The sequence below is a fragment of the Rhodococcus sp. DK176 genome, assembly GCF_038447315.2.
Classification (GTDB): domain Bacteria; phylum Actinomycetota; class Actinomycetes; order Mycobacteriales; family Mycobacteriaceae; genus Rhodococcus_F; species Rhodococcus_F jostii_A.
This window is the reverse complement of sequence record NZ_CP118321.2, coordinates 4,751,923-4,776,063: the sequence shown is the minus strand read 5'-3', so window position 1 is coordinate 4,776,063 and position 24,141 is coordinate 4,751,923. Positions and strand designations below refer to the sequence as shown.

Here is a 24,141-nt window from a genome sequence, read left to right as displayed (position 1 = left end):
GATTTGCTTTCTCACTCGGTGGTTGACATCGCTCATGTTCACGCCACCTCGGACAGCCGCGGGAAGAGTGACATCATCGCAGCATCTTTCAAATATGACGCGCCTGCCGTACCGCCGGTGCCAGGTACCGTTCCGATGACTTTCAGGGTGATGCCCCAGTGGCCGCGCTTCATCGCAACCCACGCACGGTCCAGGCGCCGCATCGCCTCCTCGAGAACGTGTGCATCCGGATGCGTCTTCCGCATCGAGAGATACACGTCCTGCAACGTAGTGTCCCCGACATCGATCTTCCCAATATGCTCGAAGTCACGGGGATCGATTGGAGCGCAGGCGAACTCCACTTCACGAAACGCGCGCGACTGCACCGCGCTCCGCCCATGGGTGAAGCCGCGAATAATCGAGAAGGCGTCAACCGGCATCGTCGTGAGAACCCGGAAGAGCGCAGGCACCGCTTCGAGGCGGATCGACGCCCGGTCGAGGCGACTCTTTGCCACTGCGGTTAGACCATGACCCAGGTCACGGATCGCCCTCGAAATCGCTGTCGCGACTTGCCGATACAGACCTTCGAAGATCTGGATGCAGCGGATGAACATCTGCTCGTCGTGCAGGCGCGTCGTCGGCAACAACGTCAGCCGAACTGCACTTCCGATCTCTTCGGGGACACCGTTCAGCGCCGGCGCGGCGTGTGAAGCAAACGAACTGTAGTCGGCGCCCGGCTGAGCCAGCGCCGCAAGACCGGCCGCAGCGACGGAAGGATCGAGCGAGAAATCGGGTGCGAGCCTGTCGAGTTGGGTCACGACCCGTGTCACTGCGCGCGTCCGGACCACCTGGGGGGCGTGTGCCGACCTCCCGAGTGCTCGCGCCTCCAACAACGCGAGGTCCATGGCCGCGGCAGCAACGAATGCGTCCACGCGCTGCGCGTCATCGGACCGGACGACCTGGTCGAAATAGTCGAGCCCGACATATGACAGATAGTCGCCATTCTGAGCATCGAACGTCATCGGTAGCCAGGCACCGAGAACAGGATGCGCACGGTTGTTGTCATGGAAGTTTTGCAGCATGGCGACCAGGTGGGGCCGGACCCCGTTACGCCCGACCGTCTGATAATGGGCCGCGACAGCCGCATGGGGAAACTCCGCGTGTCCCGCCTCCCATTGTCGGAGCGCATTCTCGATATTGCGTCCAGACAATTCATCGGTCGTCGCTTCAGCAGCCTGAAGGCACGCGCCTCCGACGCCGATCACGCCGGAACGAACAAATTTCTGCTCGGCTTCGAGCAGCGTTTCGGAAATCAATGCGAAACTCGCCTCTCATCCGTACTGCGGTGTTCAGCTAGCTTCGACGACGCGTGGCGAATGCGGATAGACACCCTAGGGAGACTTCTCGACACCCTTTCCGCTGGGGGGGTGACGTTTTCAACCCTGGGGTGCCTGTTCCGCCCGCAGGCACGTGCCCAGGATTGGGAGCGATACAGAACTCGAGGCAGGTCGATCCCACAGAAGGAAGAAATCTATGCACATAATCGCCAGAAGCGCACTCGAGACGATCAACGAAGCCGTTGTCGGCGGGAGCGTCCACAACCTGGGTGTCGTCAAGATATTCAGCCAACACCCTCAGTTGGCGCAATTCATTCCTGCCTCCAGCAATTTGGCGATCAGCTGGGTCAGGTTGGAGTGCGGTGAGGTGCTGGCGGTGCACAAGCACCCGGAGCCCAGTCTGATCCTGATCTGCGAGGGTTCCGGACGAACGATGGGCAGTGCTGAGCGGGAGGTCGGTGCGGGAGACATGATCCTCGTCCCCGGCGACTCCTGGCACGGCTTCGAAGGAACCCGGGACGGTTTCTGGGCGCTCTCGATCCAGTTCAACGGCAAGGCACTCTACGAGGACGCCGAGAAGCCCAACGCGGTGTTTGCAGGCGAGGTACCGAATCGGGCGGCTGTGCTCCTGGCGGACAACGAGAAGTACCTGCAGCAATTTGGTACCAGCAGCCTGTTGCGGCTGATCGATGACCCCTCGTTCGACGACCCCCACGTTCGGGAACGGCTGCTCGACTGCCAGCAGACCTGGTCGGACGTGTTTCAGGACCTGCTGCACCTGCGTGTCGCGATGACCACCGATACGGCGCACAAGCAGGTGGCGCTCGACCATCTGGTCGAGGAACTGGGCCATAACGACAACCTGCGCAACCAACGGGGATCAGCGCACGCGCCGGTCACCGATGAGACGTTCGTATCGACAATGGAGTGGTTCAGGCATCAAATGCTGTACCGGAGCGACATGGTGCGCACTCTGCTGATGCATGTGGTGCTTGAAGGTAGTGGCGAAATCTGGCACCGGGAAGCGGCGCGAGCGTTTCCGGCAATTCCGCACTTCCAAGAACACGGAGAAGACGACGGCCAGCACGTGAGTATGGGGATCGATCTGCTCGATCGCGCAACGCCGGCCGAGATTCGAGAACTCCGCGAAGCACTCGCCGAGGGATGGAAGATGATCACGCAATTGTGCGACAGAATCGCGTCGATCGCCCTGGCAGACACGGCGGTCCCCACGTACTCCACATGCTGAGCGTCCTCAGGAAAGTCGTCTGGTTCGAGGTTCCCAAACCCCGAACTCGACTCGACCCTGTGCCCAACGCCTCGCACCTTGCCAGATGGCAGCGGTGGTGTGACGCGGCGCAGCGGGACAGCGTGAACGCGCTCCGAGGCGAGCGACTGAGCAGATCCGTCTTCGGCGGACTTCGTCGTGACATCATGCTCGGGCTCGTGGCCATCGCGGTCAATGCAGGATGCGCCTTCGGTGCTGCGATCACGCTGAAATCGCTTATCCAGCACCTCGTCACCGGCGATTCAGCACTCACGACGAACCTCACGCTTGGTATCACCTGCATCGTGCTGACCTACTTGGCGTGGCTTGCATTGAATCACACCTTCATGCAAGCCGACGTGGTAGGCATCGGAGCCCGGACATACATCGAACAAAGGCTGCTGCACAAGAAACGCAGCATTGCCCCTTCCGACCAACCGGCCGACCTGGTCACCCTTCTGGACCGGGAGGCAGCACGCGTCGAAAATGCTTGGTCGGGAATCATTTTCATCATTCTAGCACTCGCAACCATCACCTTTACCTCCGCGTACTTCTTCGTGGCGTTGGGACTGAGCGCTCTGGCGGCCCTGTCGGTGATTCTCGTCAGTTCCGCGGTGATCTACTGGAACGCCAAACAATTGAATGCCGCGCACGCTGCACTGTCGGCGACGGCGGCAGATCGCATCGAAGTCGGCCTGTTTTCGCTGAACAATCGCCTGCTCGCGTGGCTCAAGAACTGGAACGACGAACTCTTTCGGCGCTATGCCGACAAGCGAGATGGCGAGGAGCGCGCGCTCCTGAAAGCGGCGCGTCTCATCGCGCGGATCAACCTCATATCGACACTCACTCCGATCGTTGCCATGCTTGCCGCGGTGTTTACCCAGCTGGCCCACGTTGGTTACGTCGATCCAGCAGGCCTGTTGTCCACAATGGCGCTGGTCGGAGGCTTGAAATCCGTCGCCAACAATATCCCCTTCATTGTTCAGAGTCTGTCCCAGGGCATTGTCGGGCACACCAACGTTGCGAAGTATCTATCCAGTCCGCACTCGCTGGACACCGATGCGACCGCAACGCGCCTACCGGCAACAACGGCGAAGCACATCGCCGTCGTCGGCGTCGCAGGCAGTGGCAAGACGTCCGTTCTGAAAATCGGTGCACGCCACAGCAGCCAGGTGAACAGCAAAACGTTCTTCGTACCGGATGAACCGTGGATATTCCCTGGCGGGCTCTACGAGAATTTGTGTCTCTATCGAAGCGAATTCACCGACGACGAGGCCCGTCGAGCCCTGGCACTGTCCCGACTTCCCGGAACCTTCTACGGCGACTACCTCTCGAGCAAGTCACGCGACCGGACCGAGGGCTGGAACGTGTCCCGCGGGCAGGGGAAGCGGCTGGAACTGGCACGGGCAATACTGGCCGAACCGAAGTTCGTTTACCTGGATCAGCCCACAGCAGGGCTGGACGACGACCTGGCGAATGGGCTGTTGGCCTCCCTTCTGCGCGGGCCGTGGCACGACACCACGGTCATTTATGCAACGGACAAGCCCGATGAAAAAGATGCTGCAGACGAGATATGGGTAGTGGCCGGAGGCGAAGTCGTGGAGGTGATGCGAAACCTCACACCACGTGCGGCGAATCCTGCTCGAGAACGCAAAAGGCTTCTCGCTCGAGAGGATCGGTCGGTCGCTCGCCGTCCCCAGGGCGTGGACCGAGCGGAACTCTCGACTTCGTCACGCCGCAGTCTGATGAGCCTGGGCGTCGCGAAGGTCGCGGTTGTCGCATGCGTCCTGTTTGCGTGCCGCGACGTTCTGACGATTGTCGGTGACTACACAGCTGCCAGCGGAATTTCGACCACGAATGCGCGGACAGCAGCGACAACCCTCATCGCCGCACTGTCCGCCGGGGCCCTCCTGTCGATTTTCACCTCCCTGTTCATAGTCAAACGCAGCATCGTGGCGGCATCCCGCAAATGTCGGAATTACTTCTCGACCGTCATGAGTCCAAAGCCCAGGCCGGCCTTCGACGAGGTCGATCAGGACTATCAGAGCAAACTGACCTGGGATCAACGACGTATCGACGAACTTCTGCCAGAAGTACTTCTGAATACGCTGGGTGCGGTTACATTGCTGCTCACGACCGCCGCGTTCGTATTGAGCAAGAACATTTTCGTCCTGCTGCCCCTTGTCGGGATGTGCTTCGCCTACTGGCACAGTTCGAAGCGATCGGGAAGGCGACTGCAGGACTTCAACGATAGAGAGATCGGTACGACGTCGACCGTGTTGGAGCGGGTCGAGGCCATTACCTGGAGCTCAGCGAGATTCGACTTGGCACGCGACAACTCGGCCCTCGTCAATTGGCTGAACAAGAGTTTGATGAATCGCGCCTTCGCTTCGATGGACAATGCGGGCGCGCGCCGCTGGTTCAATTACAAGCTCGATTTGATGGGTGTGCTCTTCCTGTCGGTCGTCGTCGGTTCAACCGTGTTTGTCCAGGCCGGCGGCGGATCCGGTCTCAGCGGTGTTCTCGCGCTCAGTCTCTCGTACAGCCTCATCGCTGTCTTCGCCCGAGTGGGCCGTTGCCTGGTGGACCTCAGACAGGTTCTCGACAGCGCGGATCGTCTCCTCACGCCTCCGACCGGCCCGGCGCAGTGCTGGACCGGCTCAGCAGTTGAAGACGCAGCGCTCGTATCGTTTTCGGAGGTAACGTACGTCGCGCCGCACACCGGGGCGGTGCTACTGGAAGAGCTTTCCGAGTCCTTTGCCAGCCGAGACGTCGTGGTCGTCATGGGCCCGAGCGGGGTCGGTAAGTCGACATTTGCGAAGTTGGTTGTGGGCAGTCTGCAGCCGACAACAGGCGTCCTCTCGACATTGGGCCGGACGACGGGATACGTCTCGAATTCCCACGCCGAAGACATCCTCCTCCTGACGTCGAGTCCGATCTTCAAGCCGGGCAGATTGATCGAACACTTCAACAGCCCGTTACCGCTCGAATTGGCTCGCGTCGTCGACTATCTCGACGTGGCAGACGTCGTCGGGCGACTACCGTCCGGATTCGACGAGCCCGTCCCTGCCACCGGTCAGTTGAATCTGAGCAAGACGGAACTGCAGCGGCTGGCGCTCCTCGACCTGTTGATCAATCGCCCGGCGGTCGCAATTCTCGACGAAGCGACTTCCGAGTTGAGTACAACAGCGGAGCTCTCGATATTGCAGGCCGTGATCTCTGCCTTGCCGGACACGCTCTTCTTCATCATCACGCACAATCCCGAGCTGACCGAACTTGCCAACCGAGTCTTCCACTTCAACGGCCAGCGACGCCTCCTCGAGGATTCTGGCCAGTCGCACACGACAGCCGATCGGAACTGGAATGGACAGGAGGAAGACCATGGAATGGCTGCCCCAACGCGATGCGTTCTGTAACAGTCACAACGTTCCACGGCCACAACTTCCGCTGAGGAACATCGCGCACTGGAACGCGGTACTCCAGGGCAGCGTGAGGAGCAATGACGCCCTGCATCACGAGCGAGCGTACGTCGCACCCGGATACTTCTACATGCCCGTGTGCGACGAGCCCGACGATCGGACATTGGCGGAGTTGTCGAGCCTGGCGTCAACCGCCGACTGGTTGTTGGTCCCTTCCCTTCGCAGATCCGATCGCTGTCGGCGCGCCGACGTCATTGCAGTTCCATTCATGAAGGCGGCATTCTTCCGGTCTTCGCGAAGTGTGGACCTCGCCCTGCGAACCGCGGTAGGAGCCAGCCAATACAAATCAATCGTCAGGCTCACGAGGAAGGCCGAAGCGGCGTGCACAACCGAGATACACCGTCTCTCGGACGTGGCAGAAGACAATCGGGTCCTGCGCGATTTCGCCTGCCTTCAGGCCTTGAATGTGGCCAAGTACGGACACGCCAAGAACCTCTATACGAGCGATGTGCTGCGTATGCTGGCACGCTCGTCCGAAGGTGAGAAATACTTCGTGAAGCTGGACTACGACAAGTATTCGAATACTCCGTTGGCCGGATCACTGAGCTACGCCGACGATCACCGTGGCGTGTTTACGAAACTCGTTCGGGGACTGGACCATGACCGAATTCCGCGTGGGTTGAATCTGTATATCGCCGACTACTACCAAATGTATCATTTCGCGGATCGGCTGGGTTTCGCGGACGTCTGTCTCGGCCGAGGCGCCATCGACGCGAAGGTCCGGGTGGGCGCAATTCACATTGTCGACCTGGACAACTGGCTGATTCCGGTCAACACACAGCGTACACAGGCGATGCAAGACTACGCGAGATCGCGACATGGAGACTGAGATGATCAGCGAAATAGCTTGGGCAGATGGAAGATGCGTGCGATTCGACGAGGTGATCCTGTCACCTGCCACCCATGGGTTGTCGTATGCCACCTCGGTGTTCGACGGTATCCGCACATACGGCGGCAGCATCTTCAAATGCGACGACCACATAGCGAGGTTGCGACGGTCCGCCGAGTTGTTCGGGCACACCGTGCACTATTCGAATGCGGACTTGGCCGACGCGTGCCACGAATTGGTGAGGGCCAACGATCTGGCCGATGCGTACATCAAGTGCTTGGTCTTCTATGACGACACCGATGTGAGTTTCAAGGCGCAGGGCTCTTCCAGCAAGGTGGTCCTGTTCGCCCTGCCCTTTCCTTCGAATTCGGCCGCGGAGCAATATCGGCTCTCGACGGCAACGTGGCGGCGTGCACCCGCCTCGTGCCACCCGTATCAGGCGAAAACGTCGTCTACCTACGCGTTGAGCTACTTGAGCCACCGCGGGCGGGCCGACGGCTACGATGATGTGCTCTTCCTCTCGACAGCCGACGCTGTGTGCGAGTCGAGCGGCTCGAACGTGTTCTTCGTCAAGGGAAACGCATTGTTCACGCCGACTGCCGAATTGGCCCTCGACGGAATTACCCGAAGGGTGATAATCGATGAGCTGTGTCCGCGACTGAAGCTCTCGGTAACGGAACGCGACATCGCCTACGACGAGATCGGATCGTTCGACGCCGCGTTTCTGTGCGGGACTGCGATCGAAATCATGGAGGTTTCCGGCATCGACGAGATCCGGTATGCGAAGTCCGCAGTGGTCGATGCGATTGCAACCGAGTATCGGCACTTGACCAACGGCCGGTCCGCGATCCGATGACGACCAAGCAAGGTGGGTCATCCTTCCCCCCAGGGTTCCTAGTTTCACGGCCGTCGGCCCGGGATAGTACTGGAAGGTGAAAGTCCATTTCGCCGAACGATATTCCATCCAGTGGGGTCTTCTGAATGAAACTGCTCATTCTCCATCGCGTTCCGTATTCCTTCATCGAATACCATCGTGTAATCGATCATGGAATTCACGATGTCGTCTACGTGGGCTCGAGTGCGCAACTTGCGACCGTGCCGCCCGAACTTCCTTGCACGAGGGTTGAACGCCCGGGTCGAGCGGGTCTGGCCGAGGAAGTTCGCACCCTGTTCTCCCCCGACGATGCCTTCGGCCGAGTCATCAGCGTCTCCCAGTACGAGATGATGGAGGCAGCGCAGATAAGACGGAGCCTCGGAGTAGAAGGAGTATCACCGGAGCAGGTCCACATCGTGAACGACAAGGTAGCGATGAAAGCCGCAGTCGCAGGATGCGGACTTCGCGTGCCCAGATTTGTTCGCTGCGATGAGGCGCTCACCGCTTCCTCCGCCGATGTCACTCCCTGGGCTGGGAAGACGGTGCTCAAACCACTCGATGGAACCGCCAGCAAGGATGTTTTCGTTTTCGCCACCTACGCTGACGCCGGCACTGCGATTCTCAACCACCCTACGGGTCTGGAGGACTGGGATCCGGAACGCTTCCAGCTCGAAGAATATGTGGAGGGGCCGATCTTCCACTTCGATGGCGTGATGCTTGCCGGTGCGCCGGTGGCGATCGTCGCCAGCAGATATCTGGGCACTTGCCTCGAGTTTGCCCAGGGAGTTCCGCAGGGATCGATTCAAGTCGACGACGACGGTGGGCGTTGCAAGGTAGCGGTCGAGTACCTTCGGGCCGTGGGTATCGACAATGGCCCATTCCATCTCGAAATGATCGAGGCCGCAGATGGAATGGTTTTCCTGGAGGTCGGCGCCCGCCCTGGCGGCGGACATATCAAGGAGACATTCAGGCTTGCCACAGGCATCGACTTGGTCGCGGCCGGTTTGGCCTGCAACCTCGATTGGTCACCTCTCGAAATCAATCCACTGAAACGGTGGTTCGAAAGTACGGCGAGCAGTACGGTCTACGGGGATTTCATGTTCCCGGGTCACCTGCTTCCGTCGCGGTACTGCGCGATATCGGGTGGGGAACGGTTTCAGGCCCACCCAGACGTTGTTCGATGGAAGGAACTGGAGGCGGGCGCTTCTCTTCCGGAGACCGTAAGCTATTTCGATTTCGAATTGCCCGTCAGCGGCATCGTCGCCGGCCGGTCGAGCTCTGAAGTGACCTCACTCATTCGCGAAATCCTGACGACCGTGCAAGTCGTACCGATTGAGCAGCCCACGCAACGCCCCACACCTGGCTGACCGGACAGAACGTGAATCTGCCCGGTCAGTGCGGGAGAGGGCTGTCAGCTGTTGTCAATTTATCTAAAGCTATCTATCGGATTCTCGTATTTGTCGCCGGGTCCGCCGCAGCCTCCGCACCGTGACACCGCGGGCGGGGGTGACTCCGACACAGCATGTTCCTGCACCACAAGCGTCGGTGTGGGACACGGTCCAACCCACACCACCACACGGTGATGCGGGTAGCCGCGACACACGTACATCTCAACCATCAGCCACACCAGTGGCAGATAGTGCGAGATCTACGTAGACGCTCGTCTCCACCCGAATCCGAGCCTGCGCCTCAGCCAACCGGCGCTCGGCGTCCACGAGATCAGTGCCGACCGCGACTATGACACCTTGACGATCCGCAGAGGACCGGAGCGGACCGAGGTGTTGCCCTGGTTCGAGAGAACACTGCAACCGGATGACCCCCTCGACCTGACGCGCGGCTTCGATGCCCTGCACGCGTTCGATCACCACATTCTCGTAACCAAAGAATGCGACGCAGCCTGCACCGCGCCCGGGTGCTCGCGATTGCGGCGGCAGCCCGGCAAGATGACAGATCGACTCCCGGACCAGATCGCGACCCATCGCACGGTGCACCAGCTCCCAAATGAAATCGCCTCCAGGACGGGTATTGCCCTCGATGATCCGGGGCCCGGCCGAACCGATACGCACTTCGGTATGAGCCGGCCCGAAGGAATGACCGATCGAACTGAGGAAATCGGTGACGAGACGGCGGAGCTCGGCAAGGGCCGATGCCGCGAGCGCGGCCGGCATCAGATGACCGGTTTCGATATACCGTGGCGGGCCGGTGGTGGTTTTTGCGGTCACCGCGATGATGTCGTGCCGGCCATCCGTGGTGAAGGATTCGACGCTGTATTCGGGGCCGTCGATGAACTCTTCGACGAGGGTCGGCCCGGGGCACTCGCCGCGAGAGCAGGCGAATGCGGATTCGACCTGGTCAAGGCTGGAGACGCGAAAAACACCGGAGCTGCCGGCGCCTTCAGCCGGCTTGACGATGATCGGGCCGCCCACTGACCGAAGAAAGCTCCGTACCTCGGAGGCCGAATCGCAGCTTCGGGTCAGCACAGCTCCGAGATCACGGCCGGCCAGGTGCTCGCGCATGGCGATCTTGTCGCGGGTCAACCGGACGGCTTCCCGCGCATTGCCCTTGATGCCCAATGCCTCTTTGATCACGGCGGCCGGCATGAGGCCGTGCTCGGTGAATGACACGACGGCATCGACGGGTTCAACCTCGTGCAGCTCCTGCGCCATGCTGAGCGCCTCTGCCTGGTTGCGGTAATCGAATACGCACAGCCGGTGGGCGCGCCTGGCCTGCCGCGCGGTGACCGATTCGGAATTCTGAAACACAGACAGCTCGACCGGTAGATCTTCGATCCTTCGGAAAGTCTCGTCATGTCCGCCGACGATCAAAATGTGAGCCATGCCGACCCAGCTCCTCGAGGTCCGCTGATTCCCGGAGGTTGCGCTCGTCCGGCCGGTCTCACTTCCGGCCCTCGATTACGCTGAAGCCGCAGGGCAGGAGCGTACTGCCGGTGAGTTCGAGGCCTGCGCGCTCGTATAGGCGCGCGTAGTCCTGAATCGTTCGCTCCCGGCCGCCCGTCATGACCAGCATGGCGACGTCTACCACATTTCCCCAGACGTATCCGCCGTCCCCGCTGATCACCCGCTCCAGGACCAGGATCCTGCCGCCGGGCTCGAGTGCGTTCGCGCAATTGATGAGGACGCGTACCGAGTCGTCGTCGTTCATCGTGTGAAGAACGCTCTTGAGCAGGTGGACGTCGCCCCCGCCAGGCACCTCTGTGAAACCGTCGCCGGGCACAATGCCACACCGCTCATCGACGCCATATTCCCGCAACGTGTGACCGGCCCTGGCCAGCGAGAACTCCAAGTCGTAAATCGTGCCCCGCAGATGATCGTGTTTGCGCAACAGCTGGGCGGTCACGATGCCATAGCCACCGCCGACATCGACGACGTGCCGATTGTCCGTGAAATCGATCGCTTCCGCGGTCTCGAGACCGGCGCGGATCGAGATCTCGTGCCAGCCCAGATGGAAGCGCTGGGCGGAGTCGGGGTGCTCGGCCAGGTACTCGAAGAGGGATTTGCCGAAGAACTGGCCGAATCCTGTCTGTCCCGTACGTGCGCATTGGAGCAGCTCGCTCCAGGCCAGGTACGTTTCTGCGCCGGCAAAGAGCTCCACCTCGCTTGCGATCGATTCCGGATTATCCCTGCGCAAGAATTCGGCTCGCGGCGTGAGTGCGCATCTGTCCTGCTCGTCCACGGAGAAGATCCCCGCGCTCATGAGTAGGCGGAGGATCCGCTTCAGCGCATCGGGATCAGTGCCGCTTCGTTGGGCGAGGTCGGCAAGCGCCATTGGGCCCGCCGCCAGCAGATCGGCGAGCTCCAGCTCGACGGCTACGAACAAGCAGCTGGATATGTTGTAGCCATGAACCATTTCTTTGACACAGAGACGGTCGGGCTTGTCACGGAAGTCGAAATACATTGTGCGCCTTCGAATAGGTCGTGGAGTACAGCAATACGTGGAACTCCCGGACTGCCGGGCGTTCAACCAGCGTGAGGTTTCACCGCATCGCGCGATAGATACCCAGGGGCTGGCAACCATCCACCCCCGCCCGCACCGACGTAGGTTCAGGTGGTACTCGCAGGGTCCGACTCCGACCCCGGATTTCGCACCAGCCAACGCCCGTCGACGAGATGCACGAGGACCGGGCACACGTACCGGGGATCGTTCGGCTGCCACAGACCGCCCTCCAGCGCCGAGGCGTCGAGTACGTAGAGCGCCTCGACCTATGGGGCGACCATCCTGGTCGAAATGCACCCACAGAGGATGAGCCGGCACCGGCCCGGCAAGGGCGGCCTCAACCGCCTCACTTTCCCAACCGTCAACAGTCAACAGTCATCTGACAGTGGTTGTCACGCACCCACTTCTGCGCCAGTACCGCCCGGAAGTCGGGATCCACATTCGGCCATGCCGACAGCAGATCCCCGTCCACACACACCGGCATCAGGAATGCCCACGCCGCATTCACCAGATCGGTATGCCCGAGAAACCGCACCAGTTCGGCCGGATCCACCGCACGAAGCTGCCGGTACGTCTGCCGCACCTCGGGCGGCAACGAGTCGATCTGCTCGTCGGCCAGCTGCGGAAGCCGGACGCACGCGTCGAGAACCACCCGACAGGCAGCCACGGTTGCTCTGCCCCCGATCCAGAGCCGTGACCGCTGCGACGAGCAGCCTCCGGACACTGTCCGGCAACGGCGCCGAACCCTCCGGAGTCGAGATCGTCACATCATCCTGACCAGCGATAACATACTTCAACGCGGGTGAGACGGTCCCGATCGTCGGCGCCCGGCGGCAACACCGTGTGGTTCATCCGAGCGGCCATACCTCAACCATGAAGCGAAAAAAACGAACACAATCTCCTGCGCAGCGGACGAGGTGGCTCTCAGCCCAGCCCGTGGAGGAACTCCTCGACCACTTTCCGGTACTGCTCCGGCTGGTCGTCGTGGACGAGGTGCCCGGCGTCCTCGATGCGGACGTACTCGGCGCCGGGATGCCGCTCCGCCATGGTCCGCATCTGACCGTCGGGGGTGATCGTGAACTCCCCCTCGATCAGCAGGGCAGGAACGGTGATCGACGCCCACTGGTCCCAGAAGTGCCTGCCGCCCCACTCCTCGGAGATGTCGCGGAACGTGTCGACGTCCCCGTGCAGGTACCAGCCGTCGGCGCGCTGCTCGAACGAGTCCAGGAAGTACTGTCCGGCAACCGGACCGAAGAACTCGAAAAGGTCTTCCCGTGTCGCGAACGGCTGCGGCCAGTTCGAGATCATCGCCGCCCAGTCCGCGGCGGTCCGGCCCCGGAAGTCGGGGGCCATGTCTTCGAGCACGAGCGCCGACACCTTCTCGGGGTGTTCGGCCGCCAGGCACCACGCGTGCAGGGCGCCCATCGAATGACCGATCACCACCCACGGCTCGGCGAAGGGCGCGAGTGCGGCGGCCAGATCTGCCACGAACGCTTCCGTCGTCAACCGCGACGGTGCGGGCCTGCCGTGACCTGCGGCGTCGAACGTGAAGACGTGGCCGTGCTCGCGCAACCACGGCACGTGCCGACCCCAGGTCCGCGCGCTGCCCATCAGCCCGTGCAACAGCAGAATCTGCTGCCCCGTCCCACCCTCGTCGTGCAACGCACTCTCACCTGCCACCCCTCCGACGCTAGCGGAGTAATCTCGCCCGCATGGCAGTGGTAAAGATCAACGCAATCGAAATCCCCGAGGGCTCAGGCCCCGAACTCGAGAAGCGCTTCGCAGCGCGCGCGCACGCCGTGGAGAACTCCCCCGGCTTCCTCGGATTCCAGCTTCTGCGCCCCGTCAAGGGCGAGAACCGCTACTTCGTCGTCACCCAGTGGGAGAGCGAAGAGGCATTCGCGGCGTGGCGCGACGGTCCGGCCCGGGAAGCACACGCGGGTGAGCAGAAGAAGCCGGTGGCGTCCGGAGCGTCGCTGCTGGAGTTCGAGGTCGTTCTCGACGTCGCGGCAGCGAACAAGGGCTGAGAGACGGGGCCGAGCGGGAGGATTGACACGACGGCCCGCCGGGTGCAAAAGTTCGCAGGACAAAGCGATGGTTCGGCAGGAATCCGGTGCAATCCCGGAGCGGTCGCGCCACTGTAAATCGGAGTAGTCCTTCACGGGAGCCACCTCGACAGCCAGATACTGCGGCCATCGCCTGGACCTAGGGGACGCGAAATCCCAGGAGGAACTATGGCACTCGCCTACGCACCCGGCTCGTCGGTCGACACGACCCGTCTCGCCGTCATCTCTTTCGCGATCGTTCTGTTCGCGATGCTCGCTCTCTACCTCGTTGGTTTCGACCAGGGCGCGATTTCGCGCAGTGGCATGTACATGCATGAACTGATGCACGACGGCCGCCACCTCCTGGGTCTGCCATGCCACTGACCGATTCCTTCGCAAAACTCCTCATCCGCGGCCTGCTGGCCGGCCTGATCGCAGGCATCCTGGCCGGTGGCGTCGCGTTCGTCCTCGGTGAGTCGCACATCGATGCGGCCATCGCGATCGAAGAGTCGAACAGCGCCGCCGAAGCCGAAGTCCACTCGCACGATGCCACTCAGGCGGCCGAGCCGTCCGGGCACTCGCACGACGAGGAAGAGGCACTGGTCAGCCGTGACGGACAGCGCTTCGGGCTGTTCCTCGCCACGTCCCTTGCGGGCCTGGCTCTGGGGGCGATCTTCGCCGTCGTCGCGAATTACGCACGTCGAGTGACGACGCTGTCCGGGCCGTTGCTCGGTCTGACATTGGCCACATTGGGCTGGTTGGCAATCGAGGCGGTGCCGTTCTTCAAGTACCCCGCCAACCCGCCGGCTGTCGGAGACCCCGAAACGATCACCCAGCGCACCTGGCTGTGGCTCGCCGCAGTCGTGCTGGGTCTGCTCGCGGTGGTGGCCTCCGTCTTCGCGGCGAAGGCCGTCGCGGCGCAGGAATTCCTGTCGCTGCGAATCGCGGCGCCGGTTCTCGCCTTCCTCGTGGTGGTGACCATCGGCTACCTCGTGCTGCCCACCGTCGACGAAGTGGGCGACGACTTCCCCGCAGTGCTGCTGTGGCAGTTCCGGCTGTCGTCCCTCGCGACGCAGGCCACGTTGTGGCTGGTTCTCGGACTGGCATTCGCGTTCCTCACGGAGCGCGCCACCCGGGCCACGGCGCCCGCGCCGGCGAACGCCGCCTGACCCACAGGGCGTCAGCGGGATTTGTCCCATCGGGCCGGGTCCGCCTCCAGGGCGGCCCGGTCCCAGGCACCCCGCTCGGCGGCCGCGTCATACGTGCTGTGCAGGAACTTCAGCAGTGCGGCATCGGGATCGTCTGCGGTGCGGACGGTCTCGTACGGCAGCAGGAACTGGCCGTTCTCCTTGCTGTAGAAGGCTCCGTCGGGCCCGACCGGGTAGTCGGCGAACCCGTCCGGCTCCGGGTAGGCGTACGCGTAGAACGCGCCTTCGACGCCACCACCGGGCCAGAAACCGCAGCTGCTCAGCTCATGCGAGTACCCCTCGACCATCACCCAGTCGCCGCAGTTCGGTGCTCCCCCAGGATGAGTCGGTGCTGTTCTTCCGGAGAACCGCGTACAGGCCAGGTCGAGCGCACCCCAGAAGAAGTGCACGGGACTGACCTTCCCGATGAAATGGGAACGGAACTCGTGCAGGACGCGGTCGGCCTGCACGAGCTGCCGCCAGAACTGGTGTACCGACTCACCGTCGTACGAACAGTGCTGCGTGTCCTCCGCGAACGGGACGGCGGGGTCCACCTCGTTGGGCCGGGCCAGAATGGTCGTCGCCACACCCAGTTCGGCCAGCGTGTCCATCGTCTCCGCATAGAAATCGGCCACCGACTTCGGTTCGAGGGCGACCGTCCCGGTGCCGCCCGTGCTGGTGCGGATCACCAGTCGATGGTCGGCGAAGTCGAATTCGATGTCGAAACAGTCGGTGCCGTACGGAATCGTCGACGTCGTGAGACCGCGGGGGCTCACGTACAGCGGGACCTGCCACCAGTGGTTGATCAGCGGTGCGTGGGCCAAGCGGATCTTCCCGACGATCTGCGTCCACATGTGCAGGGTGTTCCGCGTCGACGTCCAGTCGTCCACCTTCAACGCCGGCCACGCATCTCCGGACCGTGTCTGCTCGCGCACAGTGCCTCCCTGCCGACGACGTGCATTTCAATGTGCCCCTCGTACGGGGTGATGGCAAGCGTGTCGCACCGATACCCGGGTAGGGGTGGCCTCCACTCCCCGGAGTGATGTGCCGCGACGTCGCCGATACCAGCATTGGGACATGACCACTCGCACTGCACCCTCGGTCCCGCAGCCGGTCGAGCGCGCGTACTGGCTGCTCGGACTCGCCCTGTTCGCCGGCGTGGTCGAGGCCATCGCGCACACGTCGCCGGCATTGGAGGGCCCGGCCGCCGACGTCGCCAGCCTCGCCCGGCAACTCGTGGTCCGCATCGTCGTCTACGGCGCGGTGCTGTTCGTCATGACCCGTTTCCGCAGTGGCAGGGCATGGGCGCGGAACACCCTCGCGATCGGTCTCGGCGTGTTCGGTGTCGCTTCGCTCGTGATGGAACCGATCACCTGGATGTGGGCCGGCAACGACCCGATGTCCGCCGTCTCCGGCCTGACCCTCGACGCCGCGGTGATCGCGACCGCCCGGCTCACCCATCTCGTGGCGGTGATCGCGGCGGTGGCACTCATGTTCCGGCCCGACGCCAACCGGTACTTCACGCGCCGCTAGTTCACCGGCACCGCGCTCGCCTGGGTCAGAAGCTGCAGGAACACGTCCTTCGGTTGCGCGCCGGACACGGCGACGCGGCGGTTGGCGACGAAGAACGGCACCGCCGACACCTGTAGTCGACGGGCGGTCTCGAGGTCGGCGCGGACCGCGTCCGCACCGGCATCGGACTCGAGTTCGGCGCGCACGGTGTCGGCGTCGAGGCCGGCGCGCGACGCGATGTCGACGAGCACCTCGCGGTCGTCGATCACGGCCCCCTCACCGAAGTGGGCACGGAACAGTGCCTCCACCACGGCATCTCGCTCATCGCCCGCCAAGTGGATCAACCGGTGGGCGTCGAAGGTGTTGGCGGCGATCACGGTGTCGAAGTCGAGACTCAGCCCCTCGTCGGCCGCCGTGCGCGCAACGTGACCGAACATCTGACGGACCTGCTCGGCGGGCATACCCTTGCTCTCCACCAGGGCGTCGAGTTCACTGCGCCGTTCCCCCACCGGTGTCTCCGGCGACAGCTGATACGACCGCCACACCACGTTCACCCGGTCGCGCCCCTCGAACTCCGCGAGGGCCGACAGGAAACGGTGCTTGCCGATGTAGCACCAGGGGCAGGCGACGTCGGACCAGATCTCGATCTCGATGTCGCTGTCGGTGTTCTGCTGTGTCTTCACAGTTCAGTGGAACGAATCGATGGTGCATTCTGTTCCGCCAGGTTCGACGCGGTGTTTGTCTTGGTTCGCCGCGCTGCATTTCCGCACGCCGGATTCGACCGAACGGTACGGTGAGGGGATCGACACGGCGAGAGTAACGTCGTATCGATCGTGCCGCTGAGTGAGGGGCGCTCGTCGCGATGCCCGGACAATCGGCGGCTCGATGATCGTTGAACCCGAAGATCGTGGAATCCGAACTCCTCCAGGAGTAGCCATGGTTTACGTCTCCTCACCGAGCAAGTCCGTCGAGTCACTCGGAATCGTGTTGATCGCCGTCGGAGTCGTCCTGCTCGCTCTGCTCACCCTCTACCTGGTCGGATTCGACCAGGGTGCGATCTCCCGAAGTGGCATGTACCTGCACGAATTGATGCACGACGGCCGCCACCTCCTGGGAGTTCCCTGTCACTAGTTCCACCACGACGGAGCACGCGATGAACTCTCCAGCAGATTTCGAGGCACAGGCGAACAGGGTCGCGGAGTACGGCCCGATCCATCACGTCGAGATGGATTCGCCGTATTACCTGTCCAATTCCGCGTTCGACGCGTTGCGGCACGTTCTCCACGACGTCGGCGGCCAGGCCGCCCTTCCCGTCAAGTACGAGGAGAAGGTCGAAGAGGACTGGGAGATGAGCACATACGTCACGTGCGAATGCCTCGGGTGGCGCGGTGTGTGGAACTCCGAGGAGCGCCGCCGCGCCGAGAACGACCTGGGCGCCACGCTCTACTTCGGGCTGCCGTACTACGCGCGGTGGATCACGGTGGCCGCCAAGACGCTCATCAACAAGGGCCTGATCACGCCCGACGAACTGTCCGCCAAGATCGACGAGGTCCGCGCCCGGTCGGGTGGCGGGAACGCGACTGGAGGCCAGTCATGACGAAGTTCGAGATCGGCGACCGGGTCACCGTCAAGGACGCGACGTCGATGTTCCACACCCGGACTCAGGCATTCATCCGCGGGCACACCGGCGTGGTCGTCGAACATCGCCCGGAGTGGGTGATTCCCGAGGACGAGGCGTGGGGACGCGTGGAGGACGGCCGGACCGAGCCGTTCTACGTCGTCCGCTTCCGGCAGACCGACCTCTGGCCCCGCTACACCGGATTCGAGATCGACACGTTGGAAACCGAGTGCTCCGAGCGCTGGCTCGAGCCGGCAGGAGAGGCGGACCCATGACGCATTCGCACGACGATCACGCCCCCATCCAGGCCTCGGAGGAGGTCAGCGAGTTCGAGATCCTGGAGACCGCCATTCGGGAACTGTCCATCGAGCACGGACTGTTCTCCCGCGAGGATCACCGCCGTTTCTCCGAATGGGCCGAATCGGTAGGGCCGTCGGGTGGTTCGAAATTGGTCGCGAAGGCGTGGGTCGACCCGGAGTTCAAGAAGCGACTGCTGGCCGACGGCACCGAAACGTGCAAGGAAGTGGGGATCGACTGGCGCGACCCGACCGGATCGGGCACGCCGAGCGACTACACGTACTTCTACGTGCTGGAGAACACCCCGAAAGTCCACAACGTCATCGTCTGCACGCTGTGTTCGTGCTATCCGCGGCCCGTCCTCGGTATGTCTCCGGACTGGTACCGCACCCCCAACTATCGCCGCCGGTTGGTGCGCTGGCCCCGCGAGGTGATCGCCGAATTCGGCTTACACTTCCCACCGGATGTCGAAGTGCGCGTGCATGATTCGAACCAGAAATCGCGGTTCATGGTGATGCCGATGCGCCCCGAGGGCACCGACGGGTGGAGTGAGGAGCAACTGGCGTCGATCGTCACCCGCGACACCATGATCGGTGTCGCCGTACCGCAGGTCGACTGGACCGCGACCACACCACCCTCGGACAACGGAGGAACCGCGCGATGATGACGGACAAGGCCTACGACGTCATCCTGAACACGCTGACGCCGGAGACGACCCGCGACGACGTCACGCTACCGGACCTCGACCGCAAGCCCGACCCGTGGGAATCGAGCATGCAAGCCACCGCGGAATGCCTGTCCTGGCGTGGCGCCTGGGACAATCTCGACAGGCGCCACACCGAGGACCAACTGGGCGAAACCATCTACCGCGACTTCCCCGTCCGCTCCCGGTCCGTCGTCGCCACCGCTCACGCGTTGATGGACAAGGGCGTCATCAGCCCGGACGAACTCCAAGCGAAGATGGAGGAAGTGCGCGCACGGTTCAACCGTCAGTAGCCGACTGCACTCAGGACTCGAGTGCGGCGTCCAGCGTGATCTCGACTCCGGTGAGCGCCTTGCTCACCGGGCACGACTCCTTCGCGGCCTGAGCGGCCTTCGCGAATCCGTCGGCGTCGAGACCGTCAACCTCGCCGCGGACCGTCAGCTTGATGCCGGTGAGCTTGAAACCCGGATTGTCCGGTCCGAGTGAGACATCCGCCTTCACCTCGAGGCTCTGCGGGGTGCCGCCTGCCTCCGCGATGAGCGCGGACAACTGCATCGCATAGCAGGAGGAATGCGCCGCGGCGATCAGCTCCTCCGGGCTGGTGGTTCCACCAGCCTCCTCGGCCGCCCGCTTCGGGAACGAGACGTCGAAGGTCGCGACACCGGAACTGGTGAGTTCCACCTGACCGCTTCCCTGTTCGAGCGATCCGTTCCAAGCGGTCCGTGCGGTACGTGTCGGCATGCCACATCCTCTCGTGGTTCTTCGGTTTACGTGTCGAACCTACTCGTACCGGGCGGACATGCGCAGCGCGCGGGAACGCAGGGCGGCCCGCAGAGCGTCCGGTGCCAGCACTTCCGCGGCCTCGCCGAACGCCCACAGAACCCCGCGTGCGTGGGAGTCGTCGCCGAACACCGCTTCCAGCCGCACCCGGTCGTCGCCGACCGACCGCTCGGAGCGGACGGCGTAGGCACGCTCCACCAGGTCGTCGCGGCGCTCACGGTCCACGAGAACGTCGGCGACCACCGGCGTCCCGCGCGCCCGGAACGCCGAACGGCGACGCTCCCAGATCGCGGCGAGGTCGATGTCGGCAGATCGCTGCGCCGGCTCGTCGAGTTCACGGACGGCCTCGATGCGCTCGAGCCGGTACGTCCGGTCGCGGCCGGCGTCCGTCGCCACCAGATACCACCGTCCCGCCGCGTGGATGAGCCCCTGCGGGTCGATGACGCGCCACACCGCGTCGTTGCCCCGCGACGGGTACAGGATGCTCAGCCGCCGGCCCACGAACACCGCCTGCTGGATGAGCCCGAGGTGATCGTCCACCGGTTCCGGATCGGTCAGCCACGATCCCTGGGTGACGTACACCCGCTCCGCCACCTTCGTCGCCGCCGCCCGGTGTGCGTCGGGCATCGCCGCCACCACCTTGCGCATCGCCGACGCGAACGCCGGCGCCATGCCCAGCGATTCCGACGTCATCGCCGAGCCTGCCGCCAGCAGGGCCTTGGCCTCGTCGACGGTCAGGCCCGTGAGGTCGGTGGTGAATCCCGGAAGCAACTCGAAGCCGCCATCACGACCGCGTTCGGCGTACACCGGTATTCCCGCCGTCGACAGTGCGTCGATGTCCCGCAACACGGTGCGCGGGGACACCTCGAGTTCGCGGGCCAGCGCCGACGCCGACATACGCCCGCGGTTACGGAGCAGGAGGACGAGCGAGAGCAGACGGTCGGCGCGCATGCGGAAAGTCTGGCAGAAATACATGACAGGAGATGTCATGTTTCACGGCGATAGTTGCCTCATGACAAACAACACGACAGACCCCCGGCCCCTGTACCGCGAAGCCCTCGCCTGGACCACCGCCCTCGTCGAGAAAGTCCGCGACGACCAGCTGACGGCAGCCACTCCCTGCGCCGACTTCGACGTCCGCACCCTGCTCGGCCACCTCGTCGCCACCGTGGAGCGTGCCCACGTGATCGGTGAGGGCGGCGACCCGGGCACCGTTCCGCTCGTCGTCACCGACATCCCCGACGATGGCTACCCAGACACCTACCGGTCCGCAACGGACCGCATGTGGCCCGTCTGGGCCGACGACAGCCGGCTCGACGCGACGGTGACCGCACCGTGGGGCACCGTCCCCGGCCGGGCCGCGATCTGGGGCTACATCAACGAGACTCTCGTGCACGGCTGGGACCTGGCCGTCGCCACCGGCCAGCCCTCCGAAACCCGCCCTGAGCTCGCCGAGGCCATGCTCGCCGTCGCACGGCACGCGATCCCGGCGGAGACACGCGGCGGCCACGTGCCGTTCGCGGACGTAGTCGAACCGCACCCCGCCGCCGGACCCACCGAGCGACTCGCCAACTGGTCGGGACGCAAGAGCATCTGACCCGCACACACGAACGGGCCGCCGGTGGAAAACCACCGGCGGCCCGTTGTCGTTCGACTACTGCCTGTCTACTCCGAGTCGGCTGCGCCGGACTTGGCCAGGTCGACCGGAACCTCGTCGGGAACCGTGACCGGCTTCGTCTCGCCGCGGAACGTGAACTTCGCGTCCTCGCCCGCGCCTTCGCCGTCCCAGTTCTCGACGTCGACGTACACGATCTGGCCGGGGCCGACCTCGCCGAAGAGGATCTTCTCCGACAGCTGGTCCTCGATCTCGCGCTGGATGGTGCGACGCAGCGGCCGCGCACCCAGGACCGGATCGAAGCCACGCTTGGCCAGCAGCGACTTGGCCTTGTCGGTGACCTCCATCGTCATGTCCTTGTTCTTCAAGGCCACCTCGACACGCGCCACCATCAGGTCCACCATCTGAACGATCTGCTCGGTGGTGAGCTGGTGGAACACGACGATGTCGTCGATGCGGTTGAGGAACTCGGGACGGAAGTGCTTCTTCAGCTCGTCGTGCACCTTGAGCTTCATCCGCTCGTAGTTCGACTCGTCGCCCTTACCGGACGTGAAGCCGAGACCCACAGCCTTGGAGATGTCCGAGGTACCGAGGTTCGAGGTGAAGATGAGCACCGTGTTCTTGAAGTCCACGGTCCGGCCCTGACCGTCGGTGAGACGGCCGTCCTCGAGCACCTGCAGGAGCGTGTTGTAGATCTCCTGGTGTGCCTTCTCGATCTCGTCGAACAGCACCACGCTGAACGGCTTGCGGCGCACCTTCTCGGTGAGCTGGCCGCCCTCTTCGTAGCCGACGTAGCCGGGAGGGGCACCGAACAGCCGCGACGCGGTGAAGCGGTCGTGGAACTCACCCATGTCGATCTGGATGAGAGCGTCGTCCTCACCGAACAGGAAGTTGGCAAGCGACTTGGCCAGCTCGGTCTTACCGACACCGGACGGGCCGGCGAAGATGAACGAACCGGACGGACGCTTCGGGTCCTTCAGGCCGGCACGGGTACGACGGATGGCCTTGGCGACAGCCTTGACCGCGTCTTCCTGACCGATGATCCGCTTGTGCAGCTCCTCCTCCATGCGGAGCAGACGCGTGGTCTCCTCCTCGGTGAGCTTGAACACGGGGATGCCGGTCCAGTTACCCAGGACCTCGGCGATCTGCTCGTCGTCGACCTCGGCGATGACGTCCAGGTCGCCGGAACGCCACTGCTTCTCCCGCTCCGCACGCTGGGCGACGAGGGTCTTCTCCTTGTCGCGCAGGTTCGCGGCCTTCTCGAAGTCCTGCGCGTCGATCGCGGACTCCTTCTCGCGGCGGGCGTCGGCGATCTTGTCGTCGAACTCGCGGAGGTCCGGCGGTGCGGTCATCCGGCGGATGCGCATCCGGGCTCCGGCCTCGTCGATGAGGTCGATGGCCTTGTCCGGCAGGAAGCGGTCGTTGATGTAGCGATCGGCCAGGGTGGCCGCGGCGACGAGTGCACCGTCCGTGATGGACACGCGGTGGTGCGCCTCGTAACGGTCGCGAAGACCCTTGAGGATCTCGATGGTGTGTTCCACCGTCGGCTCGCCGACCTGCACCGGCTGGAAGCGGCGCTCCAGTGCGGCGTCCTTCTCGATGTACTTGCGGTACTCGTCGAGGGTGGTGGCACCGATGGTCTGCAGCTCACCGCGGGCGAGCTTCGGCTTGAGGATCGAGGCCGCGTCGATGGCGCCCTCGGCCGCGCCTGCACCCACGAGGGTGTGCAGCTCGTCGATGAACAGGATGATGTCGCCGCGGGTGTTGATCTCCTTGAGGACCTTCTTCAGGCGCTCTTCGAAGTCACCGCGGTAGCGGCTGCCTGCCACGAGCGACCCGAGGTCGAGCGTGTACAGCTGCTTGTCCTTGAGCGTCTCGGGGACCTCGCCGTTGACGATGGCCTGAGCGAGACCCTCGACGACGGCGGTCTTACCGACACCGGGCTCGCCGATCAGGACCGGGTTGTTCTTGGTACGGCGCGACAGCACCTGCATGACGCGCTCGATTTCCTTCGAGCGGCCGATGACGGGGTCGAGCTTGCCTTCGAGGGCGGCCTGGGTGAGGTTGCGACCGAACTGGTCGAGCACCAGCGACGTGGACGGGGTGCCCGCCTCGCCGCGAGTGCCGCCGGCCTCGGCCGGCTCCTTGCCCTGGTAGCCGGAGAGCAGCTGGATGACCTGCTGACGCACCCGGTTGAGGTCGGCACCGAGCTTGACCAGCACCTGCGCCGCGACGCCTTCACCCTCGCGGATGAGGCCGAGCAGGATGTGCTCCGTACCGATGTAGTTGTGTCCGAGCTGCAGTGCCTCGCGCAGGCTGAGCTCCAGGACTTTTTTGGCACGCGGGGTGAAGGGGATGTGGCCGGACGGGGCCTGCTGGCCCTGGCCGATGATCTCCTCGACCTGGCTGCGCACTCCTTCGAGGGAGATGCCCAACGACTCCAGCGACTTGGCAGCGACACCTTCGCCCTCGTGAATGAGGCCGAGCAGGATGTGCTCCGTACCGATGTAGTTGTGGTTGAGCATCCTGGCTTCTTCTTGAGCCAGGACAACAACGCGCCGTGCGCGATCGGTGAACCTCTCGAACATCGCTCTCCCTCACACTTTCCGACGTGCAGTCACGAGACCGGGTGTCTCGTTCCTGTTCGCCGCGTTTCGCTCCGGCA

At 63.6% G+C, this 24,141-nt stretch carries 25 protein-coding genes, 2 pseudogenes and 1 riboswitch; of the genes and pseudogenes, 16 read left to right on the top strand and 11 right to left on the bottom strand.

The genetic code is table 11. The features are described from left to right. Positions 1-38: 38 nt before the first annotated feature. Positions 39-1,295 carry a hypothetical protein gene (locus PSR88_RS22610; protein ID WP_016884143.1) on the bottom strand — a complete coding sequence of 419 codons (1,257 nt, stop codon included), beginning with the start codon at positions 1,293-1,295 and terminating at the stop codon, positions 39-41. A 217-nt stretch (positions 1,296-1,512) separates the two neighbouring features. On the opposite strand from PSR88_RS22610, the gene PSR88_RS22605 reads away from it, so the two are divergent. The 6 genes and pseudogenes from PSR88_RS22605 to PSR88_RS22580 all read left to right on the top strand — a co-directional run. Further along, positions 1,513-2,565 carry a cupin domain-containing protein gene (locus PSR88_RS22605; protein WP_016884144.1) on the top strand — a complete coding sequence of 351 codons (1,053 nt, stop codon included), beginning with the start codon at positions 1,513-1,515 and terminating at the stop codon, positions 2,563-2,565. Next, complete coding sequence (locus PSR88_RS22600; RefSeq protein WP_016884145.1) at positions 2,559-5,999, top strand: ATP-binding cassette domain-containing protein; 3,441 nt, start codon at positions 2,559-2,561, stop codon at positions 5,997-5,999. Before PSR88_RS22605 ends, PSR88_RS22600 begins: the two co-directional genes overlap by 7 nt. Continuing rightward, positions 5,965-6,891, top strand: a complete 927-nt coding sequence (locus tag PSR88_RS22595) for a hypothetical protein (RefSeq protein WP_029539634.1) — start codon at positions 5,965-5,967, stop codon at positions 6,889-6,891. The genes PSR88_RS22600 and PSR88_RS22595 overlap by 35 nt, the downstream gene beginning before the upstream one ends. 37 nt (positions 6,892-6,928) lie before the next feature. Further along, the gene (locus PSR88_RS22590; protein WP_411755670.1) at positions 6,929-7,747 is read left to right on the top strand and encodes an aminotransferase class IV; all 819 of its coding nucleotides are present in this window, start codon (positions 6,929-6,931) and stop codon (positions 7,745-7,747) included. 125 nt (positions 7,748-7,872) lie between these two features. Continuing rightward, entirely contained in the window at positions 7,873-9,132 is a 1,260-nt protein-coding gene (locus tag PSR88_RS22585; RefSeq protein ID WP_016884147.1) for an acetyl-CoA carboxylase biotin carboxylase subunit family protein, read from the top strand. 94 nt (positions 9,133-9,226) lie between these two features. Further along, positions 9,227-9,421, top strand: a pseudogene (locus PSR88_RS22580) (transposase); the annotation flags it as partial. On the opposite strand, the gene PSR88_RS22575 reads toward PSR88_RS22580, so the two are convergent. The 5 genes and pseudogenes from PSR88_RS22575 to PSR88_RS22555 all read right to left on the bottom strand — a co-directional run bounded on the left by PSR88_RS22575 (position 9,376) and on the right by PSR88_RS22555 (position 13,399). Next, complete coding sequence (locus PSR88_RS22575; RefSeq protein ID WP_016884148.1) at positions 9,376-10,602, bottom strand: ATP-grasp domain-containing protein; 1,227 nt, start codon at positions 10,600-10,602, stop codon at positions 9,376-9,378. The pseudogene PSR88_RS22580 and the gene PSR88_RS22575 overlap by 46 nt on opposite strands. A gap of 58 nt (positions 10,603-10,660) precedes the next feature. After that, complete coding sequence (locus tag PSR88_RS22570) at positions 10,661-11,680, bottom strand: methyltransferase (RefSeq protein WP_016884149.1); 1,020 nt, start codon at positions 11,678-11,680, stop codon at positions 10,661-10,663. 400 nt (positions 11,681-12,080) lie between these two features. Beyond that, positions 12,081-12,386 (bottom strand): hypothetical protein, encoded by a 306-nt coding sequence (locus tag PSR88_RS22565; protein ID WP_157180194.1) that lies wholly within the window; start codon positions 12,384-12,386, stop codon positions 12,081-12,083. 4 nt (positions 12,387-12,390) lie between these two features. Continuing rightward, positions 12,391-12,583 (bottom strand): annotated as a pseudogene (locus PSR88_RS22560) (DNA-binding protein); the annotation flags it as partial. A 60-nt stretch (positions 12,584-12,643) separates the two neighbouring features. After that, positions 12,644-13,399, bottom strand: coding sequence for an alpha/beta fold hydrolase (locus PSR88_RS22555; RefSeq protein WP_016884150.1), 756 nt, complete (start codon positions 13,397-13,399; stop codon positions 12,644-12,646). A 32-nt stretch (positions 13,400-13,431) separates the two neighbouring features. Here PSR88_RS22555 and PSR88_RS22550 point away from each other — a divergent pair, with 32 nt between their 5' ends. From PSR88_RS22550 to PSR88_RS22540, 3 genes are all read left to right on the top strand, one after another. Next, positions 13,432-13,746, top strand: coding sequence for an antibiotic biosynthesis monooxygenase family protein (locus PSR88_RS22550; protein ID WP_009477502.1), 315 nt, complete (start codon positions 13,432-13,434; stop codon positions 13,744-13,746). Between the two features lie 51 nt (positions 13,747-13,797). After that, positions 13,798-13,931, top strand: a riboswitch (cobalamin riboswitch). Between the two features lie 22 nt (positions 13,932-13,953). Further along, positions 13,954-14,148 (top strand): CbtB domain-containing protein, encoded by a 195-nt coding sequence (locus PSR88_RS22545; protein ID WP_005244930.1) that lies wholly within the window; start codon positions 13,954-13,956, stop codon positions 14,146-14,148. Continuing rightward, positions 14,139-14,933 (top strand): CbtA family protein, encoded by a 795-nt coding sequence (locus tag PSR88_RS22540; RefSeq protein WP_016884151.1) that lies wholly within the window; start codon positions 14,139-14,141, stop codon positions 14,931-14,933. The genes PSR88_RS22545 and PSR88_RS22540 overlap by 10 nt, the downstream gene beginning before the upstream one ends. Before the next feature lie 11 nt (positions 14,934-14,944). On the opposite strand, the gene PSR88_RS22535 is transcribed toward PSR88_RS22540, so the two are convergent. Further along, complete coding sequence (locus tag PSR88_RS22535) at positions 14,945-15,886, bottom strand: DUF5996 family protein (RefSeq protein ID WP_016884152.1); 942 nt, start codon at positions 15,884-15,886, stop codon at positions 14,945-14,947. 142 nt (positions 15,887-16,028) lie between these two features. Between PSR88_RS22535 and PSR88_RS22530 the strand changes: the two genes are divergently transcribed. Further along, positions 16,029-16,484: a hypothetical protein gene (locus tag PSR88_RS22530; RefSeq protein ID WP_016884153.1), complete on the top strand. Its 456-nt coding sequence runs from the start codon at positions 16,029-16,031 to the stop codon at positions 16,482-16,484. On the opposite strand, the gene PSR88_RS22525 is transcribed toward PSR88_RS22530, so the two are convergent. Next, positions 16,481-17,146 (bottom strand): DsbA family protein, encoded by a 666-nt coding sequence (locus PSR88_RS22525; protein WP_016884154.1) that lies wholly within the window; start codon positions 17,144-17,146, stop codon positions 16,481-16,483. The two genes, PSR88_RS22530 and PSR88_RS22525, sit on opposite strands and share 4 nt — an antisense overlap. A gap of 253 nt (positions 17,147-17,399) precedes the next feature. Here PSR88_RS22525 and PSR88_RS22520 point away from each other — a divergent pair, with 253 nt between their 5' ends. From PSR88_RS22520 to PSR88_RS22500, 5 genes are read left to right on the top strand one after another with little or no spacing between them, the layout of a single operon-like run. After that, positions 17,400-17,594: a CbtB domain-containing protein gene (locus PSR88_RS22520; RefSeq protein WP_005244942.1), complete on the top strand. Its 195-nt coding sequence runs from the start codon at positions 17,400-17,402 to the stop codon at positions 17,592-17,594. 22 nt (positions 17,595-17,616) lie between these two features. Beyond that, entirely contained in the window at positions 17,617-18,060 is a 444-nt protein-coding gene (locus PSR88_RS22515) for an SH3-like domain-containing protein (protein WP_009477496.1), read from the top strand. Continuing rightward, positions 18,057-18,356: an SH3-like domain-containing protein gene (locus PSR88_RS22510; RefSeq protein ID WP_016884156.1), complete on the top strand. Its 300-nt coding sequence runs from the start codon at positions 18,057-18,059 to the stop codon at positions 18,354-18,356. Before PSR88_RS22515 ends, PSR88_RS22510 begins: the two co-directional genes overlap by 4 nt. Next, positions 18,353-19,042: a thiocyanate hydrolase subunit gamma gene (gene scnC / locus PSR88_RS22505; RefSeq protein WP_009477494.1), complete on the top strand. Its 690-nt coding sequence runs from the start codon at positions 18,353-18,355 to the stop codon at positions 19,040-19,042. Before PSR88_RS22510 ends, scnC begins: the two co-directional genes overlap by 4 nt. Then, positions 19,039-19,374, top strand: coding sequence for an SH3-like domain-containing protein (locus PSR88_RS22500; RefSeq protein WP_009477493.1), 336 nt, complete (start codon positions 19,039-19,041; stop codon positions 19,372-19,374). Before scnC ends, PSR88_RS22500 begins: the two co-directional genes overlap by 4 nt. Before the next feature lie 10 nt (positions 19,375-19,384). Here the strand turns inward: PSR88_RS22500 and PSR88_RS22495 are convergent, their stop codons facing one another. Both PSR88_RS22495 and PSR88_RS22490 read right to left on the bottom strand, forming a co-directional pair. Then, complete coding sequence (locus tag PSR88_RS22495) at positions 19,385-19,822, bottom strand: OsmC family protein (RefSeq protein WP_005244949.1); 438 nt, start codon at positions 19,820-19,822, stop codon at positions 19,385-19,387. A 39-nt stretch (positions 19,823-19,861) separates the two neighbouring features. Beyond that, a complete protein-coding gene (locus tag PSR88_RS22490) occupies positions 19,862-20,812 on the bottom strand; it encodes a helix-turn-helix transcriptional regulator (protein ID WP_029539635.1) in 951 nt (316 codons plus the stop codon). Positions 20,813-20,849: 37 nt separating this feature from the next. Between PSR88_RS22490 and PSR88_RS22485 the strand changes: the two genes are divergently transcribed. Then, complete coding sequence (locus PSR88_RS22485) at positions 20,850-21,458, top strand: TIGR03086 family metal-binding protein (protein ID WP_016884158.1); 609 nt, start codon at positions 20,850-20,852, stop codon at positions 21,456-21,458. Between the two features lie 68 nt (positions 21,459-21,526). Here PSR88_RS22485 and PSR88_RS22480 read toward each other — a convergent pair whose 3' ends face one another. Next, the gene (locus PSR88_RS22480; RefSeq protein WP_005244954.1) at positions 21,527-24,064 is read right to left on the bottom strand and encodes an ATP-dependent Clp protease ATP-binding subunit; all 2,538 of its coding nucleotides are present in this window, start codon (positions 24,062-24,064) and stop codon (positions 21,527-21,529) included. Positions 24,065-24,141: the final 77 nt, after the last annotated feature.

Excerpts from the sequence above, each read along its gene's own strand:
- PSR88_RS22605 (WP_016884144.1), top strand. The coding sequence starts at position 1,513 with ATGCACATAATCGCCAGAAGCGCACTCGAGACGATCAACGAAGCCGTT.
- PSR88_RS22600 (WP_016884145.1), top strand. The coding sequence starts at position 2,559 with ATGCTGAGCGTCCTCAGGAAAGTCGTCTGGTTCGAGGTTCCCAAACCC.
- PSR88_RS22595 (WP_029539634.1), top strand. The coding sequence starts at position 5,965 with ATGGAATGGCTGCCCCAACGCGATGCGTTCTGTAACAGTCACAACGTT.
- PSR88_RS22585 (WP_016884147.1), top strand. The coding sequence starts at position 7,873 with ATGAAACTGCTCATTCTCCATCGCGTTCCGTATTCCTTCATCGAATAC.
- PSR88_RS22575 (WP_016884148.1), bottom strand. The coding sequence starts at position 10,602 with ATGGCTCACATTTTGATCGTCGGCGGACATGACGAGACTTTCCGAAGG.
- PSR88_RS22570 (WP_016884149.1), bottom strand. The coding sequence starts at position 11,680 with ATGTATTTCGACTTCCGTGACAAGCCCGACCGTCTCTGTGTCAAAGAA.
- PSR88_RS22550 (WP_009477502.1), top strand. The coding sequence starts at position 13,432 with ATGGCAGTGGTAAAGATCAACGCAATCGAAATCCCCGAGGGCTCAGGC.
- PSR88_RS22545 (WP_005244930.1), top strand. The coding sequence starts at position 13,954 with ATGGCACTCGCCTACGCACCCGGCTCGTCGGTCGACACGACCCGTCTC.
- PSR88_RS22540 (WP_016884151.1), top strand. The coding sequence starts at position 14,139 with ATGCCACTGACCGATTCCTTCGCAAAACTCCTCATCCGCGGCCTGCTG.
- PSR88_RS22530 (WP_016884153.1), top strand. The coding sequence starts at position 16,029 with ATGACCACTCGCACTGCACCCTCGGTCCCGCAGCCGGTCGAGCGCGCG.
- PSR88_RS22520 (WP_005244942.1), top strand. The coding sequence starts at position 17,400 with ATGGTTTACGTCTCCTCACCGAGCAAGTCCGTCGAGTCACTCGGAATC.
- PSR88_RS22515 (WP_009477496.1), top strand. The coding sequence starts at position 17,617 with ATGAACTCTCCAGCAGATTTCGAGGCACAGGCGAACAGGGTCGCGGAG.
- PSR88_RS22510 (WP_016884156.1), top strand. The coding sequence starts at position 18,057 with ATGACGAAGTTCGAGATCGGCGACCGGGTCACCGTCAAGGACGCGACG.
- scnC (WP_009477494.1), top strand. The coding sequence starts at position 18,353 with ATGACGCATTCGCACGACGATCACGCCCCCATCCAGGCCTCGGAGGAG.
- PSR88_RS22500 (WP_009477493.1), top strand. The coding sequence starts at position 19,039 with ATGATGACGGACAAGGCCTACGACGTCATCCTGAACACGCTGACGCCG.
- PSR88_RS22495 (WP_005244949.1), bottom strand. The coding sequence starts at position 19,822 with ATGCCGACACGTACCGCACGGACCGCTTGGAACGGATCGCTCGAACAG.
- PSR88_RS22490 (WP_029539635.1), bottom strand. The coding sequence starts at position 20,812 with ATGCGCGCCGACCGTCTGCTCTCGCTCGTCCTCCTGCTCCGTAACCGC.
- PSR88_RS22485 (WP_016884158.1), top strand. The coding sequence starts at position 20,850 with ATGTTTCACGGCGATAGTTGCCTCATGACAAACAACACGACAGACCCC.
- PSR88_RS22480 (WP_005244954.1), bottom strand. The coding sequence starts at position 24,064 with ATGTTCGAGAGGTTCACCGATCGCGCACGGCGCGTTGTTGTCCTGGCT.